The sequence below is a fragment of the Streptomyces hokutonensis genome (assembly GCF_000376565.1).
GTDB lineage: Bacteria > Actinomycetota > Actinomycetes > Streptomycetales > Streptomycetaceae > Streptomyces > Streptomyces hokutonensis.
The window spans coordinates 170,167-186,386 of record NZ_BARG01000025.1 but is presented as its reverse complement, the minus strand read 5'-3'; the positions used below and the strand labels follow the sequence as shown (position 1 = coordinate 186,386).

12 protein-coding genes are annotated in these 16,220 nt (G+C 71.8%); 7 read left to right on the top strand and 5 right to left on the bottom strand.

Features of this window, described 5'->3' with window-relative positions; translation table 11 throughout:
• Nucleotides 1-114 precede the first annotated feature (114 nt).
• A complete protein-coding gene (locus tag SSP08S_RS14805; RefSeq protein ID WP_019068394.1) occupies nucleotides 115-1,215 on the top strand; it encodes a helix-turn-helix domain-containing protein in 1,101 nt (366 codons plus the stop codon).
• Nucleotides 1,216-1,445: 230 nt separating this feature from the next.
• Nucleotides 1,446-2,786 (top strand): jacalin-like lectin, encoded by a 1,341-nt coding sequence (locus tag SSP08S_RS14800; RefSeq protein WP_019068393.1) that lies wholly within the window; start codon nucleotides 1,446-1,448, stop codon nucleotides 2,784-2,786.
• A 77-nt stretch (nucleotides 2,787-2,863) separates the two neighbouring features.
• Here SSP08S_RS14800 and SSP08S_RS14795 read toward each other — a convergent pair whose 3' ends face one another.
• Nucleotides 2,864-3,859 carry an Lrp/AsnC family transcriptional regulator gene (locus tag SSP08S_RS14795; RefSeq protein ID WP_019068392.1) on the bottom strand — a complete coding sequence of 332 codons (996 nt, stop codon included), beginning with the start codon at nucleotides 3,857-3,859 and terminating at the stop codon, nucleotides 2,864-2,866.
• Nucleotides 3,860-4,000: 141 nt separating this feature from the next.
• Here SSP08S_RS14795 and SSP08S_RS14790 point away from each other — a divergent pair, with 141 nt between their 5' ends.
• Nucleotides 4,001-5,623, top strand: coding sequence for an MFS transporter (locus tag SSP08S_RS14790; protein ID WP_019068391.1), 1,623 nt, complete (start codon nucleotides 4,001-4,003; stop codon nucleotides 5,621-5,623).
• 70 nt (nucleotides 5,624-5,693) lie between these two features.
• Here SSP08S_RS14790 and SSP08S_RS14785 read toward each other — a convergent pair whose 3' ends face one another.
• From SSP08S_RS14785 to SSP08S_RS14775, 3 genes are all read right to left on the bottom strand, one after another.
• Nucleotides 5,694-6,641, bottom strand: coding sequence for a superoxide dismutase (locus SSP08S_RS14785; RefSeq protein ID WP_019068390.1), 948 nt, complete (start codon nucleotides 6,639-6,641; stop codon nucleotides 5,694-5,696).
• Nucleotides 6,642-6,771: 130 nt separating this feature from the next.
• The gene (locus SSP08S_RS14780) at nucleotides 6,772-9,009 is read right to left on the bottom strand and encodes an MMPL family transporter (RefSeq protein WP_019068389.1); all 2,238 of its coding nucleotides are present in this window, start codon (nucleotides 9,007-9,009) and stop codon (nucleotides 6,772-6,774) included.
• Between the two features lie 155 nt (nucleotides 9,010-9,164).
• Nucleotides 9,165-9,791 (bottom strand): TetR/AcrR family transcriptional regulator, encoded by a 627-nt coding sequence (locus tag SSP08S_RS14775; protein ID WP_019068388.1) that lies wholly within the window; start codon nucleotides 9,789-9,791, stop codon nucleotides 9,165-9,167.
• 179 nt (nucleotides 9,792-9,970) lie between these two features.
• On the opposite strand from SSP08S_RS14775, the gene SSP08S_RS14770 reads away from it, so the two are divergent.
• Genes SSP08S_RS14770 through SSP08S_RS55325 form a run of 3 tightly spaced genes read left to right on the top strand, consistent with a single transcriptional unit; the run spans nucleotide 9,971 to nucleotide 13,601 of the window.
• On the top strand, nucleotides 9,971-11,317 hold the full coding sequence (locus SSP08S_RS14770; RefSeq protein WP_019068387.1) for a flavin-containing monooxygenase: 1,347 nt from the start codon (nucleotides 9,971-9,973) through the stop codon (nucleotides 11,315-11,317).
• Nucleotides 11,314-12,192, top strand: coding sequence for an SDR family NAD(P)-dependent oxidoreductase (locus tag SSP08S_RS14765; protein ID WP_019068386.1), 879 nt, complete (start codon nucleotides 11,314-11,316; stop codon nucleotides 12,190-12,192). Before SSP08S_RS14770 ends, SSP08S_RS14765 begins: the two co-directional genes overlap by 4 nt.
• Nucleotides 12,189-13,601: an aldehyde dehydrogenase family protein gene (locus SSP08S_RS55325; RefSeq protein ID WP_019068385.1), complete on the top strand. Its 1,413-nt coding sequence runs from the start codon at nucleotides 12,189-12,191 to the stop codon at nucleotides 13,599-13,601. The genes SSP08S_RS14765 and SSP08S_RS55325 overlap by 4 nt, the downstream gene beginning before the upstream one ends.
• 4 nt (nucleotides 13,602-13,605) lie before the next feature.
• Here SSP08S_RS55325 and SSP08S_RS14755 read toward each other — a convergent pair whose 3' ends face one another.
• The gene (locus SSP08S_RS14755; protein WP_019068384.1) at nucleotides 13,606-14,685 is read right to left on the bottom strand and encodes an AraC family transcriptional regulator; all 1,080 of its coding nucleotides are present in this window, start codon (nucleotides 14,683-14,685) and stop codon (nucleotides 13,606-13,608) included.
• Between the two features lie 132 nt (nucleotides 14,686-14,817).
• Here SSP08S_RS14755 and SSP08S_RS14750 point away from each other — a divergent pair, with 132 nt between their 5' ends.
• A complete protein-coding gene (locus tag SSP08S_RS14750) occupies nucleotides 14,818-15,996 on the top strand; it encodes an MFS transporter (RefSeq protein WP_078532425.1) in 1,179 nt (392 codons plus the stop codon).
• Nucleotides 15,997-16,220: the final 224 nt, after the last annotated feature.

The following is a 16,220-nucleotide window of genomic DNA, read 5'->3' as shown; positions in this document are numbered from 1 at the left end:
TCCGGGGGCATTCCACGCGTCGCCTCCGCACTCCCCCTCGCCCCCCGCGCTCTCCCTCGACGGAACCTTGTCCGCGGGCTCCTGCACACCCGTTCCATGACGCACCATGGGGATATGAAAGAGCTGGCCGGGCGCCTGACCGCGCTGGATCCGGACGCCGGTGCCGCCGTCCAGGTCATCGGGTACTTCGATCGGCTCGCCGAGTCGCGGGCCGGTCTCGAGGCGCTGGTGCGCGGGGCGGCGGTGCTGGCCGGGTGCCCCGCACGGCTGGTCGACGCCGAGCGGCGGGTCCGGGTGCGGGTCGAGGCGGACGGCACCCGCAGGGACAGCGAGTCGCCGCCGGATCCCTCCTGGCCGTCCTTCGCGCTGACACCGGGCGGGGCCTCGGCGCTGTGGCTGGAACGTACGGCGGAGGCGGCGCCCAGTGTCGTCGACGCGGTGATCCTGGAGCGGGCGGCCGGCGTTGTACGGCTGGTGCTCGACCGCACGCGGGGCCGGGTGCCCGCCGACGATCCGGAGCTGGTGGAGACGCTGCTCGACGCCACGGCCCCGGAGCAGGCCCGGCTGCACGCGGCCCGCCGCCTCGGTCTGGACGTGGCCGACCCCGCGACCCGGGCCCGTGTCGTCGCCCCGCTGGACCGGCCGCCCCGGGTCGTCGTGGCGCCGCGCGACACCGGTACGTGCGGCGGCGGGCGGCCCGTGTCGGTCGCCCCGCACCCGGACGGCGGCCCGCAGCCGGCTCCGGCGCACCCGCAGCCGCTCCCGACGGACACCGAACTGCCCGCCGGACGGCTGGGCATCGGGCCCGCCGTCCCCGTGCTGGACCTGCCCCGCTCCTGGGCCGCCGCCCGCACCGCCCTCCGCTTCACCGCCGACGGGACCGCACAGGACCCGGGCGAGCGGATCGTGTACGCCGACGCGCTCGGCGGCATCGTGCTCCTCGCCGACCTGGTCGCGCCGGGCGCCGAACCGCCGCCCGACGTCCACGACCTGGAAGCTGCGGCGGCGAACGCGCCCTGGCTGCTGGCCACTCTGAACGCCGTCGCCGCCACCCCGAGCCTGCGCGCGGCGGCCACCGAGATCAACGTCCACCACTCCACGCTCCAGGACCGGTTGACCCACGCGGAGTCCCTGCTGGGCTGGCCGGTACGCACTCCGCAGGGGCGGCTGCGGCTGCAACTGGCGCTGACGATGCGGCATTTGGCGCGCCCGTAGCAGCGGGGGCCCGCGCCGGTTGAGCGGTTGCTGCCGACCGGCGCCCCTGGACGCTATCCCCCCGCACCGTCAACAAACGGGCATACAAGGGGACTTGGCCATCTCGACGTCACGCGGAATTCCAGATTCAGTGCGGCCGGAGGGGAGCCACAGCAAGCGCTTGTCGCTACATTTCGACATGACCGCCGCACCACCCTCCCCCTCTGTCACTCCGCAGGAGGCACTTCCCCATGCGCAGACTTCTCGCCTGTCTGGCGACCGCTGCCGCGGCCCTGGGCGGGCTCACGGTGGCTGCCGCCACTCCGGCCGCCGCCGCGACCTCGGGCAGCTTCAGCGTGCTCAGCTACAACGTCGCCGGGCTGCCCGAGTCGCTGTCCAGCGCCTCGACCCCGCGCGACACGAGCACCACCGCGATCGGCACGCGCATCGCCCCGTACGACATCGTGAACGTGCAGGAGGACTTCAACTACCACGCCTACCTGTACTCCACCGACACCCACCCCTACCGCACCGCGACCAGCGGCGGCGCGGGCATCGGCAGCGGGCTCAACACCGTCTCCAACTACGCCTGGGACGGCGACGACTTCGAGCGCGTCCACTGGAACTCCTGCCAGATCGACTCGGGCGACTGCCTCACTCCCAAGGGCTTCACGTTCATGCGTGAGCGCCTCTCCGAGGGCGTGTACGTCGACTTCTACAACCTGCACACCAACGCCGGTACGAACGACGGCGACGAGGCCTCCCGCGCCGACAATCTCAGCCAGCTGACCTCGTTCATCAGCACCCACTCGGCGGGCAACGCCGTCGTGGTGATGGGTGACACGAACACCCGCTACACCCGTGCCGCCGACACCATCGCGGAGTTCGCGTCGAACAACGGACTCACCGACGCCTGGGTCAAGCTGATCCGCGGCGGCGTCGCACCGGTCAAGGGCAGCGACGCGCTGGTGTGCGACCAGACCGGGGCGACCGTGCCCAACACCTGCGAGGTCGTGGACAAGGTCCTCTACCGCAGCAGCAAGCTGGTCACGCTCAACGCGACCTCGTACAACAACGAGCACGCCAAGTTCCTGACCTCGGACGGGCTGATGCTCTCCGACCACGACCCGATCACGGTCGGCTTCACCTGGTCGCAGAACGCGGACTTCCAGCTCAGCGACCAGTTCGGCGGCCCGCACGGCGACTACTACCAGGACATCGACAGCGTCCCGGCCGCCGCCCGCGCCACCAAGATCTCGCTGCGTTCCGGCTCCCGCGTCGACCAGGTCGGCATCACCCTCGCCAACGGCACCACGCTCACCCACGGCGGGACCGGCGGCACCGCGTCCTCGCTGACGCTGGGCAGCGGCGAGTACGTGACGTCGGCGTACCTGTGCGAGAGCAAGTACAACGACACCACGCGGATCTTCTACGCCAAGTTCACCACCAACCTGGGCAACACCCTGGCCGGTGGCACCACCACCTCGGACTGCGTGACTCGCACCGCCCCGTCCGGCTGGCAGATCGCCGGCTTCCACGGTCGCTCCGGCGACGAGCTGGACAAGGTCGGCTTCATCTACACCAAGCGCTGACCCGCCGTAGCACCTCGATTCCGTCGACCGGATCACCCGCCGCCGCGGGTGATCCGGCCCGGTGCGCTCCGGCCGTCCTACGCGAACGCCGGGGGCACCAGCCGCCCGCGCGCGATGAGCGAGGTGGCCTGCTTCAGGGTGTGGACGCGGATGCTCACGCCGTAGCCGTCGATGCCCGGCACCGCGGCGACCTTGGTGGTCAGATAGCGGTACAGGTCCTCCGTGTCGCGGCAGACGACGATGGCCATCACGTTGGAGTCGCCGCTGATGGCGGCGGCGAAGGCGACCTCGGCGTGGTCCGCGAGTTCCTCGCCGACGCGTTCGAGACGGGCCGGGGCGACGCGCAGCCACAGGGTGGCATTGAGGGCGAACCCCAGGCGGGCGGAGAGCAGTTCGACGTCGTAGACAAGAGCGCCCGAGGTCTCCAGCGCGTCCAGGCGACGGGCCACGCGGGCCGTGGACCAGCCGGTGAGATCGGCGAGCTGGGTGTGGGTGGCGCGGCCGTCCTCCGCGAGGGCGTCGAGGAGCGGGGTGTCCTCGTCGGTGAGGCGTACGGGCGGGCCGGTGGGCTCCAACGGCCGGTCACCGGCGAGGAGTTGGACCTGTTCCGGTGTGAGGTGGCCGCCGTAGCCCGTCCAGTCGCTTCTGCCCGTCGTGCCGAAGGGATGGATGAGCAGGTCGATGCTGACGTCCAGCACCGATGCCGACTTGGGCAGTTGGCGGAGCAGGACGTCGTCGCGCGGCACGTGGACCGGTGCGGTGATGACGCAGATGATCTCCGAACCGCCGGACGCGAGTCCCGCGTAGGCGATGTCGGGCCGTCGGGCGAGCGCGTCGGCGAGCGGGCCGACCCGGTCGGGGCGGCAGCGGATCCTGGCCACCCAGCGCGCGTCGCCGTGAACGGCCGGATCGACCAGACCGACCACCCGCATCACCCCGGCCCGCCGCAGCGCGTGGAAACGCCGGGCCGCGGTCTGCTCCGAGACCCCGGCCACCTCCCCGATCAGCCGGAACGAGGCGCGTGGCGCGCACTGCAGGGCGCGGAGGATTTTTCCGTCGACGACGTCTGTCATGGGGAAAGTCTGACACCCTTCGGGGTCGAAATGGAGGTTTCCGGTCGCTTCCCGGTCGCACGTTGGTGATTGTCGATGCCGGAGCCGATCCTGGGACGCGTGCCCGTTCGAGGGCACCGCAGTCAAGAAGGAGAGTTCTCCGTGAACGTCACGACCCCGGCGAGCGGGACGGCCGACCGACGGGCGGCCACCCTCGTCATGGCCTGCCTCGGCGTCTTCGTCGCCTACTTGCCGGTGACCACGGTCGCCGTGAGCCTGCCCGCGATCCAGTCGGCGCTGAACGCGTCGACCGCCCAACTGTCCTGGGTCCAGGACGCGTTCGTCCTGCCCATGGCCGCGTTCATCCTCACCGCCGGTGTCTTCGGCGATGTGCACGGGCGCAAGAAGGTGTTCCAGGCGGGCCTGCTGTTCGCCGCCGCCGGTGCCGCCGTGGCGCTGTGCGCGCAGTCGGTGCAGGTGCTGTGGATCGGTCAGGCGCTGGCCGGTCTCGGCGCGGCGACCCTGCTGCCCACCACCCTCGCGCTGATCAGCCATGCCGTGCCCGACCACCGCGAGCGCGGCAAGTTCATCGGCCTGTGGGCGACCGCCCTCATGGCCGCGCTGGCCGTCGGCCCGCTGATAGCGGGCGTCATCCTCGACCACACCTCGTGGCGCTGGATCTATCTGCTGTCCGTCCCCGTCCCGCTGATCGCGACGGGTTTCGCCGCCCGGCTGCTCCCCGACTCCCGCGCCCCGCACGGCCGGAAGCTGGACTGGCCCGGCCAGCTGACGGCGACCCTCTCCATCACCGCGCTCGTCTACGGCGTGATCGAGGGCGGCGCCGGATCCTTCACGGACGTCAAGGTCATGGTCGCCCTGTTCACGGCGGTGGCCGGTGGAGTCGCCTTCGTGTTCGCGGAGCGGCGCAGCGAGAGCCCGATGCTGGATCTGACGCTGTTCCGCAGCCCCGCGTTCACCGCCACCACCCTGGTCGCGATGATCACCTTCCTGGCGCTGATCGGCTTCTTCTTCCTGCTCAGCCTGTACTTCGGCCTGGTGCAGCAGCTCGACACGCTGGGGGCGGCCTGGCGGCTGCTCATGGTCACCGCGGCGGCGCTCGTGGTCGGCCAGCCGGTCGGCCGGCTCATGCACCGGGTCGCCCCGCGCGTCCTGATCACCGGCGGTCTGCTGGTCATCTCCGGCGCGCTGTTCTCGCTGACCAACGTCGACGCCGGAACCTCGTTCGCCTCCATCGCGTGGCGGCTGGCGCTGCTGGGTCTTGGCATGGGGACCGTCCTGACGCCGATGACGGCGACCGCCGTGGCCTCCGTGCCGTATCAGCAGGCGGGGATGGCGGCGGCCGGCAACAACGCGTTCCGGCAGGTCGGCGGCGCGCTCGGCCCGGCCGTCCTGGGTGCCCTGCTCACCACCAAGGCGCTCGACACCCTGCCCGGGCATCTGACCGACGCCGGGGTGACGGGCGCGACGCAGCACAGCATCGTGGCGACGGCCGACGCCGGTGGTCTGGGCGCCGTCGCGCACATGAACCTCGGCGTGAACACCGGGCGGGCGCTCGGCGCACTCGGCGACTCGTTCCTGGACGGCATGCGGCTGTGCCTGGTGGTGGCCGGGTCGCTGACGCTCCTCGCGGCACTGGTCTGCGTGTTGCTGCTCCGCCCGCGACAGACGGCTGCTCCTACGGCGGCTCCGGTCGCCGGCACGAACACCGCCGGCGCGGCAACGGCGGCTGTCACGGCGGCAGTTGAGTCGACGCCGAACCGCTGACGCGCGGATTCACCTACGGGCGGGGCTCCCTTCGCGAAGAGCTGCGGAGGGAGCCCCGCCCGCTGTCGCGTCAGATCGGCACGGCGACGGCGGTGAACGTCGTGTCGGGCGTCTGCGGGCTGGTGAAGCGGGCGTTGACCAGATAGAGCCGGTTGCCGAAGCGGGCGGCGGTCGTGGGGACGTCGAAGCGCGGGTCGGTGATCGTGCTGCGCAGGGTCGCTGTGGTGACCTGGGCGTCGAGGTCGAACACGCTGATCCGGTTCAGGCGGTTCTGGACGACGTACAGCGTCCGGCCGATCCGGAACAGACCGTCGCCGTTGACCACGTCGGACGCCCCGCTCAGGACGATCTCGGTGGCTGCGCCGGTCCTGAGGGACACCCGGTAGAGCTTGCCGGGGGTGCTGCTGACGACGATGAGGCCGTGGCCGTCCGGGGTGCCGACGATGCCGTTGGCGTTGTTCACCCCGGGTGTCTGCACCCAGTCGCCGGTGAGCGGCAGGGCGGTGACCTCGCCCGTACGGCCGCGGGGGACGCCGTAGAGCACGGCGTCGAGGGAGTCCGTGAACCAGGCGCGGTCGCCGAGCAGGGTGACGTCGTTGATGAAGTGGCCGGTGGCGGGCGCGAGTTGATAGGTCGTCAGGATCTCGCCGGTGCGGGAGTCCACGACTCGTGCGGCTCCGGTGCTGCCGGCGACGTACAACAGGCCGTCGTGGTCGAGCTTCAGCCCGACGGAGACCAGGCCGGTGGCGCCCTCGGAGAGGACCTTGCCCTCGCCGGTGCGCAGGTCGGTGCGGTAGATCGCGCCGTTGGCGCGGGAGCCCATGTAGGCGTACGGCCTGCTGCCGATCGCGATGCCCTCGGGGAGCCAGCCGTTGGGCAGCGGGAACTCCGTCGGCCAACTCGCCTGGGCAGTTGATGCGTTGGCGCTCGCGGTGCCGGTCGTGACGGCGAGGGCGGTCAGAGCGGCGCCGCCGAGTAAGGCGGCGCGCCGGCTGGGGTGGGGGTGGTTCCGGGTCATCGTTCGGGCCTCCGGGGACGAGTGGGGTGGGGGTGCGGTGGGACGAACTCGGCGACTCGGGCGAGCCCTGGGACTCGGGTGAAATCTTCTTCAACTCCGCGCCAAGGCCCGGTATTTGGGCAACGGCCCGTCACGACCCGGAGTTCCCACCCGCCCCACCCGCAACCGCGGGCTCGGGTTCCCTGTGCTCCGCCGGTTCCGGCTTCCGGAGGCTGCTTCCCTCGACATCGAGGTCGGGCAGCATCCGGTCCAGCCAGCCGGGCAGCCACCAGGCGCCCCGGCCGGCGAGCGCGAGGACCGCCGGTACGAGCGTCATCCGGACGGCGAAGGCGTCGATCGCCACTCCGACGGCGAGGGCGAACGCGATGGGCTTGATGAGGGAGTCGTCCAGGGGGAAGAACCCGGCGAAGACGGTGAACATGATCAGGGCGGCGGCGGTGACGACCCGCACACTGTGCCGTGCGCCGTCGACGACCGACTGGCGGGCCCGGCCGGTGTGGGCCCACTCCTCGCGCATCCCGGACACGAGGAACACCTCGTAGTCCATAGCCAGCCCGAACAGCACGCCGATGAGGATGATCGGCAGGAAGCTGACGACGGGACCGCTGTGCGGCACGTCGAGGACGTCGGCCAGCCAGCCCCACTGGAAGACGGCGACGACCAGACCGAGCGAGGCGCCCACCGACAGGAGGAAACCGACGGCGGCCTTGACGGGGACGACCAGCGACCGGAAGACGATCATCAGCAGGAGCAGGCTGAGGCCGACGACGATGGCGACGAAGGGCAGCAGGGAGTCGCTGAGCCGGTTGGAGACGTCGATGTTGACGGCGGTGGTGCCGGTGACCGCGATCGACGCGCCGGTGGTGGCACGGAGGCCGGGTGCGAAGTCCCGGATCTCGCGGACCAGTTGGCCGGTGCGGGCGCTGTCGGGTCCGGAGGCGGGGAGCACGGTGATGACGCTCTGCGTCGGGTCGTCGGTGGACTGGGGCGGCAGGACGGCTTTGACGTCTCGCAAGGTCCGCAGTTTCGCGGCCACTTGGGCACCGGCCCGTGAACTCGCCCCGGCCGTACGGTCGTTGGTCTCGGCCAGGACGAGCAGCGGGCCGTTGAAGCCGGGACCGAACTCGGCGCTGATCGTGTCGTAGGCCGTGCGCTGGGTGGAGGCCCGGGGCGCGGAGCCGTTGTCGGGGAGGGCGAGGCGCAGGTCGGCGGCGGGCAGCATGAGGGTGACCAGGATGCCCGCGACGGCGAGCACGGTCAGCAGCGGCTTTGCGATGACCCACTTCGTCCAGCGGGTGCCCAGGGCGGTACGGCCGGTGTTTCCCTCGGCGTCGGCGGCCCGCCGGGCGGCGCGGGTGCCGGGCTTGGGGGCGAGTCGCGTACCGGCGAATCCCGCGACGGCGGGGACGAGGGTGATCGCGGCCAGTACGGCGACGAGGACCGCGCCCGCGGCGCCGAGACCCATGGTGGTCAGGAACGGGATGCCGATGACGCTCAGCGCGGCGAGCGCGATGATCACGGTCGTGCCGGCGAAGACCACGGCGCTTCCGGCCGTGCCGACGGCCAGGGCGACGGATTCCTTCGGGTCGATGCCGCGGGCGAGTTGCTGTCGGTGGCGCGAGAGGATGAACAGGACGTAGTCGATGCCGACGGCCAGTCCCAGCATCAGGGCGAGCGTGACGGCCGTGGAGGAGATGCTGACCGCGGGCGCGAGGGCGAGCAGCCCGGTCAGTCCTGCCGCCACACCGATCAGCGCGGGCAGCAGTGCCATGCCGGCGGCGAGCAGCGAACCGAAGGTGACCACGAGCACGAGCAGCGCCACGGCCACGCCGATGATCTCGGACGGCCCGATGTGGACTCCGTTGCTGTTGAAGACGGAACCGCCCACCGAGGTCCGCAGCCCGTCCCGCTCCGCCGCGCGGGCCGCGTTCTTGATCGCGTCCACGGACGAGGTCCGCACCTCCGCGTTCTGCACGGGGTACTGGACCTGGACGATCGCCGTCGTCCGGTCGGCCGAGACGGCGCCGGAGGTCCGGGGGGCGACGACCTCGCCGACCTGGGGCGCCTTCCTGGCGTCGGTCACGGCCCGGGCGATGGCCGCCGTATAGGGCGCCTCTGTGATCCGGTGCCCCGCGGGCGCCGTGAAGACGATCTGGGCGCTCGCGCCCGAGGCTTCGGGAAGGGTCTTGCTCAGGCTGTCCAAGGCCCGCTGCGACTCGGTGCCCGGCACCGAGAAGCGGTCGTCGAGCTTGCCGCCGAAGACGCCGACGCAGGTGATGAGCGCGGCCAGCACGAAGAGCCAGACACCCAGGACGAGTTTGCGGTGCCGGTAGGCGCTGTGGCCCAGCCGGTGCAGCAGGACGGCCATGACGAACTCCCTCGAACGGTAGGCGGTGGGCCGACTTTATCACCTGCTCAAGTCAAGTGACCAAGTCTATGGACCATGACACCTTCGAGGGGCCGTAGATACAGGTCAGGGCGCCCTCGCACGATGCGAGAGCGCCCTTTGTCCGCCGCGTCGGCTCAGCGCGGCCTGGGTACCGCCACCAGCTCCAGCCGGCCTCCGGCCATCGCCACCACGGCGGACACGAAGGCCTGGAGGCAGGTGTGTTCGGCCTCCTCGTCGGGGAGCGCGAGGTGCTGCTGGGTGAGCCCGTCGAAACCGGCGAGGAAGAAGCGCGCGATGGTGTCCACGGGCTGGGCGAGGGGTTGGCCGGTGCGCTCGGCCGCCTCCGTGATCAGTCGCGCGGTCACCTCGGTCCACCCCCGGTAGTGGGTTTCGAGGGACTCCTTCAGAGCGGGCGTGCGGAGCGCGAACATGGTCAGTTCCGCCAGGAGTTGATGGCTAGCGGGCTGCTCCCGCACCGTCCGCCACAGCGCGGCGGCCAGCACGCTCGCCGTCTCCTCGAAACCGCCGTCGGCCGGCGCCGCCCGCTCGACCTGGGCCACCAGATCCTGCGTGAGCTGGTCCATGACCGCGCGGTACAGCCCTTCCTTCGTTCCGAAGGTGTAGTGCACGGTGGCCTGGGCGACCCCCAGCTCGGCGGCGATGGCCCGGGTGCTGCCGGCCGCGACCCCTTCCCTCGTCATGAGGTCGATGGCCGCTTTGATCAGCTGGGGGCGGCGCTCGGCCGCGGACACGTGAGCCATGGCAGCAGCATAGCGACTGAGTCGTCCGAACAAGTCGGTCCGCGTCCGGCTGGACGCCGGCGGCCGCGGCGCGGCCGCCGAGGTCCCGTCCCTGGCCGCGCGGGTCAGTTCCCGCAGGACAGCGGGTGCATACGTTTCCTCCACCACCCGTGAAACGGGACGACCGAGGAGGCAGGCTCGTGACGGAAAGCCAGTTGGACACGTGTGTGATCGGGGCGGGGCCCGCCGGACTGGCGGTCGCCAGGGCGCTCATGGAGCGGAAGCTGCCGTACACGCATCTGGAGCGGCACACCGGGCTCGGCGGGATCTGGGACATCGAGAATCCGGGCGGGCCGATGTACGAGTCGGCGCACTTCATCTCCAGCCGGACCCTGTCGGGCTTCAGCGGCTTCCCCATGCCCGATCACTTCGCGGACTATCCGCCGCACCGGCAGATCCTGTCGTACCTGCGGTCCTTCGCCGACGCCTACGGGCTGACGGACCGGATCGAGTTCGGCGTCGGGGTCGAGAGCGTCGAGAAGAACGCGGACGGCACCTGGACGGTCGTCCGGACCGACGGGCGGGAGAGCCTGCACGCGCAGGTCGTGGTGTGCACGGGCTCGCAGTGGCATCCCAACATCCCTGACATTCCTGGGGAGTTCGCAGGTGAGGTCCGGCACACCGTCGGCTATCGCAGCGCCGAGGAGTTGCGCGGCAGGCGGGTGCTGGTCGTGGGCGCCGGGAACTCCGGCTGTGACATCGCGTGCGACGCGGCCCGGGCGGCCGACCGTGCGGTGATCAGCATGCGGCGCGGTTACTGGTTCATCCCCAAGCATCTGTTCGGGCGGCCGGTGGACACCATCGCCAACAGCGGTCCGCATCTGCCGATGTGGCTGGCGCAGCGGCTCTTCGGCGGTCTGCTGCGGATCGTCAACGGCGATCCGACGCGGCTGGGCCTGCAGAAGCCGGACCACAAGCTGTTCGAGACGCACCCGGCCATCAACTCGATGCTGATCCATCACCTCCAGCACGGCGACATCACCGCCCGGCCCGGCATCGCCCGCGCCGAGGGCAGCACCGTGCACTTCACGGACGGCACACACGACGACTTCGACCTGATCCTGTTGGCCACCGGCTTCGTCCACAAAGTCCCGGTCGCACAGCGGTACTTCGGCGACGAACAGCATCCCGACCTGTATCTGTCGTCGTTCTCGCGCGAGCACCGGGGCCTGTTCGGCATCGGGTTCGTCGAGACCAACGCCGGGGCGTACCAACTCTTCGACATGCAGGCGCAGTTGATCGCCGGGTATCTGCACGACGCGCGTCACGGACTGTCCAACGCCGAGCGGTTCACGCAGATGATCCGCGCCGACCGGCCGGATCTGTCCGGCGGGCTGAAGTTCGTCGCCTCGCCCCGGCACACCGGATACGTCGACAGCGGGGCGTTCGTGAAGTACCTCGGCAGGGTGGCCCGGCAGCTGGGCTGGCGCACCGAGGGCCAGGCACCGCCGGTGCGGTCCCCGCGAAAGGTGGGGACGGCGGCATGAGGCGGTTCGACTTCACCGACAAGGTCATGCTGGTCACGGGCGGCGCGGGCGGTATCGGCAGTGCGTTGTGCCACCGTTTCGCGGCGGGCGGCGCGCGCTGTGTCGTCGTCGACATCGACGGGGTCCGCGCCGAGCAGGTGGCCGCCGCGCTGCCCGGTGCCGGGCACTCGGGCATCGGCTGCGATCTGACCCGACGCGCCCAGCTGGAGGGGCTGTTCGAGCGGGTCGCCGAGGTCCACGGCCGGCTCGACGTGCTGGTGAACAACGTGGGCATGACCAGCTCGGAGCGCTTCGACGCGCGCAGCGTCGAGAGCATCGAGCAGGAGATCACCCTCAATCTGACCTCCCCACTGGTCGCCACCCGGATCGCGATCCCCCTGCTGAAGGCCTCGCGGGACGCCCGGGTGGTCACCACGGTCTCCCTGGGCGGGATCTTCCCGCTGGGCGAGACCCCGATCTACACGGCGTCCAAGTTCGGGCTGCGCGGCGCGATGCTCGCCATCGGCCTGGATCTGCGCGCCAGGGGCATCCTGGCGGGGTCGGTGCTGCCCTCGGCGACCGACACCCGGATGCTGCGCCAGGAGGCCGTGGACGGCGGCAACTCGATGCAGTTCCAGGACCGGCCGCAGCAGCCCGCGAACGTCGTCGCGGCCGTGGTCAGCCTGCTGGACAGGCCACGCCTGGAGGCCTACCCCCGGTCGGGCGAGTCGCGTCTGGTCCGGTGCGCGATGCTCGTACCGAACCTGCTGCCCAGGATCTTCCCCCTGTTCCGCAGGCGCGGCGACCGCGGCATGGCCCGCTATCTGGAGGAGCTCCGCAGTCGCGGACTGGCCCGACAGACCGACGGGCGCTGGGAGTTGGTGGAGGAGGCATGACCAGGAACGAGACGCTGACCGTAGTCAACCCGTCCACCGGCGAGCCGCTCACCACCCTGCCCGCCGCGAGCGCCGACGACGTCACCAAGGCCGCCCAGCAGGCCCAACTCACCTACGAATCAGGGGTGTGGTCGCGGCTGCCGGTCCGCGAGCGGAGTGCCGTACTGCTGCGGCTGGCCGACCTGATGGAACGGGACGCCGAACTTCTCGCCCGGCTCGACAGCGAGGACGCGGGCAAGCCGATCACGGAGTGCCGTACGGGAGATGTGCCGGGGGCGATCGAGGCGATCCGCTGGTTCGCAGAGGCGGCCGACAAGGTCTTCGGCCGGGTCGCGCCCGGCGGGTCCACCGCGCTCGGTCTCGTCACCCGCGAGCCCGTCGGTGTCGGCGCGGCGATCCTGCCGTGGAACTACCCGCTGGCGATGGCCAGTTGGAAGGTCGGCCCCGCCCTGGTCGCCGGCAACTGCCTCCTCGTCAAGCCCGCCGAGGCCACCCCGCGCTCGGCCCTCCACCTCGCCGCCCTCGCCACCGAGGCCGGCCTGCCCGACGGCGTGCTCACGGTACTGCCCGGCTACGGCGCGGGGGCCGGCGCCGCCCTCGCCCACGACCCCCTCGTCCGGGCCCTCTCCTTCACCGGCTCCACCGCCACCGGCCGCCGCGTCCTCAGGGCCGCCGCCGACAGCAACTTCAAACGCGTCTCCCTGGAGATGGGCGGCAAGAGCCCTCAGGTACTGATGGCCGACGCGCTCTCCTACGGCGACGAGCTGATCGGCGACATGATCGAGGCCGCGTTCCTGACGATGGGGCAGAACTGCACTGCCGGTTCAAGGGTGTTGGTGCACCGGAGCATCGCCGAGGAGGTCGTGGAGCGGTTCACGGCGGCGGCGCGGGACCTTGTCGTCGGCGATCCGGCCGACCCGCGGACCCAGCAGGGGCCGCTCATCGACCGCGCCGCCTTCGACCGGGTCGCGGGGGCCGTCGACGCCGCCCGCGCGGCCGGGGCCCAGATCCACACGGCGGGACTCCCCCACGGTCTCCCCGCGCGCGGCTCCTACTACCCGCCCACCGTGATCACCCGCGCTCCCGCCGAAAGCGCCGTACTCACAAGGGAGTTGTTCGGTCCCGTGGTCACCGTCGAGACCTTCGCCTCCGAGGAGGAGGCGGTCCGGATGGCGAACGCGACCGAGTACGGGCTCGCCGCCTCCGTCTGGACCCGCGATCTCGACACCGCGCTGCGGCTGGCCCGTGGCGTCGAAGCAGGGGTGGTCTCCGTCAACTCCTACAGCGAAGGGGACATCACCACCCCGTTCGGCGGCTGGAAGCAGTCCGGGTTCGGCGGCGCGGAGAAGTCGACGAACGCCTTCGACCAGTGGACGCGGGAGAAGTCGGTCTGGATCCGCACCCGTTGACCGGTCATGCGCGGTGCGCCGCCGCCTGGAGCAGCCGCTCCCGCAGCTGGACCGGGGAGGTGCCGTGCCAGCGGCGTACCGCGCGGCGCAGGGCGCGTTCGTCGGAGAAGCCCGCCCGGTGGGCGATGTCACGCAGGGTCGACTCCGGGCGCAGCAGCAGCTGTTCGACGCGTTCCCGGCGCACGCCTTCGGCCAGTGCCTCGTAGGTGGTGCCGCAGTCGGCCAGCCGGCGGCGCAGGGTCCGCTCGCTGGTCGCGTGCCGTCGTGCCTGTTCACCGAAGGACGGGATCACCGGGAGGCTCTGCGCCACGGACACCTCCAGCACTTCGAGGAGGTCCTGTTGCCCGGTGCGGGAGGCGAGTTGGGCGTCGAGCGTCTCCAGGGTCGAGGCGTATGTCACCGGGTCCCGGCCGGGCATCGGGGCGCGGGCCCAGGCGGGGTCGATGACGATGCGGTCGGCCGGGGCGCGGAAGCGGACCGGGCAGCCGAACACGGCGTCGTACAGGGCGTGTTGACGGGGTGGCGGGGCGGAGAACTCCACCACGCGCGGGGCGAAGTCCGGGCCGATGGCCAGTCGGGACAGGGTGACCACGGAGGCGAGCCCCTCCTCGACGAGGAAGGAGGCCACGCTCGGGTCGACGGCGGGATCGGGGAGGTCGGCGCGCAGCACGAAGGCGCCGTCCTCGTCCACGCCGGTCGACCACACGGTCATCGCGCCGGAGATGTTCTGGTACGTCACACCGGTCTCGATGGCGTGGCGCAGGGTGTCGGCGGCCAGCAGCGCGAAGCCGAGCAGACCCCACGCGGTGAGGTGCTGCGCCGCGCCGACCTTCAGGCCCAGCCGCTCGTCCCCGGTGAGCTCCACGGCGCGCCGGATCACCGCGCTGCCCTGCCGGTACGACACCCGTAGCGCGGCGGACCGCATGAGCGTCTCGTCCAGACCGACCTGGCTCAGCAGGGGCCGCAGGTCGATGCCGCGTTCGTCGGCGACGGTGACGAGATAGCGCAGGATGTTCGGCTGGATCGTCGCCGATGTGCTGCGGCTGGTCCCGTGCGGGTCCGCCGGGGCGGGGTCGGGGAACATCGCACTCACCTCCTCGTGGGCGACCACCGTAAGCACCCGGACCACACCGGTCGCTTTGTTTGGCCGCCGGAGTCCCCTCAACGGCCCCCGGCGTCCTGCGTCCGTCGCGCACCGCCTGACTACGGTCCCTGCATGTCAGTCAGCGCTCCAGGCCGGGCGCGGGTCGAGCACCCCGCCGCCAGAAGGGTGGCGACGCTCGCGTTCGCCGCTCAGGGTGTGTCCGTCGCCGCCGTGTACACGACCGTCCCCGCGGTCACCGAGCACCAGGGGCTGTCCCCGCTCCTGACGACCGCCACGCTGGTCGCGGTCGCCCTGGCGGCCGGGTTCGGCAGCTTTCTCGGGCTGGCCGCGGTCCGCGTCGCCGGTCCGGTCGCCACGGTGCGCGGCGCCCTGCTCACGGCCGCCGTCGCGCTCACCCTGATCGGAGAGGCGCCCGGCCCGCAGACCGTCATCTGCGCGTACGTCCTCTTCGGTCTCGCGGTGGGCGGCCTCGACGTCGCGATCAACACCCGGGCCGCCGCGATCGAACACGCCTACGGACGCAGCCTGTTCGGCTCCTTCTACACGGCGTGGAGCGTAGGCGGTGTGCTCGCGGCCCTGCTCACCGCCGGGTCGGCCCGGCTCGACCTGCCCGTGGGCGACGGCCTGGCCGTGCAGGCGGGCATCCTGCTGCTCGTCGCCTGCTGTCTGCGCACACACGTCCTCCCTTCCGCCCAAGTGCCGTCGACGCAACCGCCGTTGGGGCGCCGGCTGTGGCTGCGGCTGCTCCCCTTCGGTCTGGTCCTGCTCGTCGTCTACGTCGTGGACTCGACGGTCTCCGCCTGGTCGGCGGTCTATCTGCGGGGGACCCTCGCCGCGTCGCTCACGGTCGCGCCGATGGCGTACGCGGCGTACCAGGCCGGCACGGTCGTCGGCCGCGCGAGCGTGGACCGGCTGGTGCAGCGGGTCGGGACGGTCGCCGTCGTCCGTACGGCCGCCCTGGTGGTGGCGGGTGCGCTGGCGGGCATGGCCATGGCGCCGAGCTGGCCGTTCGCCGTGCTCGCGGCCGGGGTGGTGGGCCTGGGGGCGTCGGTGCTTGCCCCGCTCTGTCTGGCCTCCGCCGCGCGGCTGCGCCCGGCCGCCTCGGAAACGGTCCTGGCCCGGCTGAACCTCTTCAACTACGCGGGCGTCCTCACTGGTGGCGCGGTGAGCGGACTGCTCGGTTCCACGGGCGAGTTCCGGCTCGCGTACGCGGCTCCGGCCGCCCTGACGCTGCTCGTCCTGGCCGGGGCGCGGCACTTCACCCGGCCGCCTGCGACATCCGAGGCGTAGCGGACAAGCCAGGCAATGCGCCGGACACGGCCAGCCCTGACTCGCACACGCAGCACCAGCTCCCTGGCGATGCCCATCTTGGCGGCGCCCGGGCACTTCACCCGACCGCTCGGGACAACCGAGGCGCAGGAGACAAGCCAGGCAATGGGCCGGACACGGCCAGCCCTGGCTCGCGCACGCAGCATCAGCCCCCTGCCTCTGGCCACCCTGGCCGGCGCCCGCCA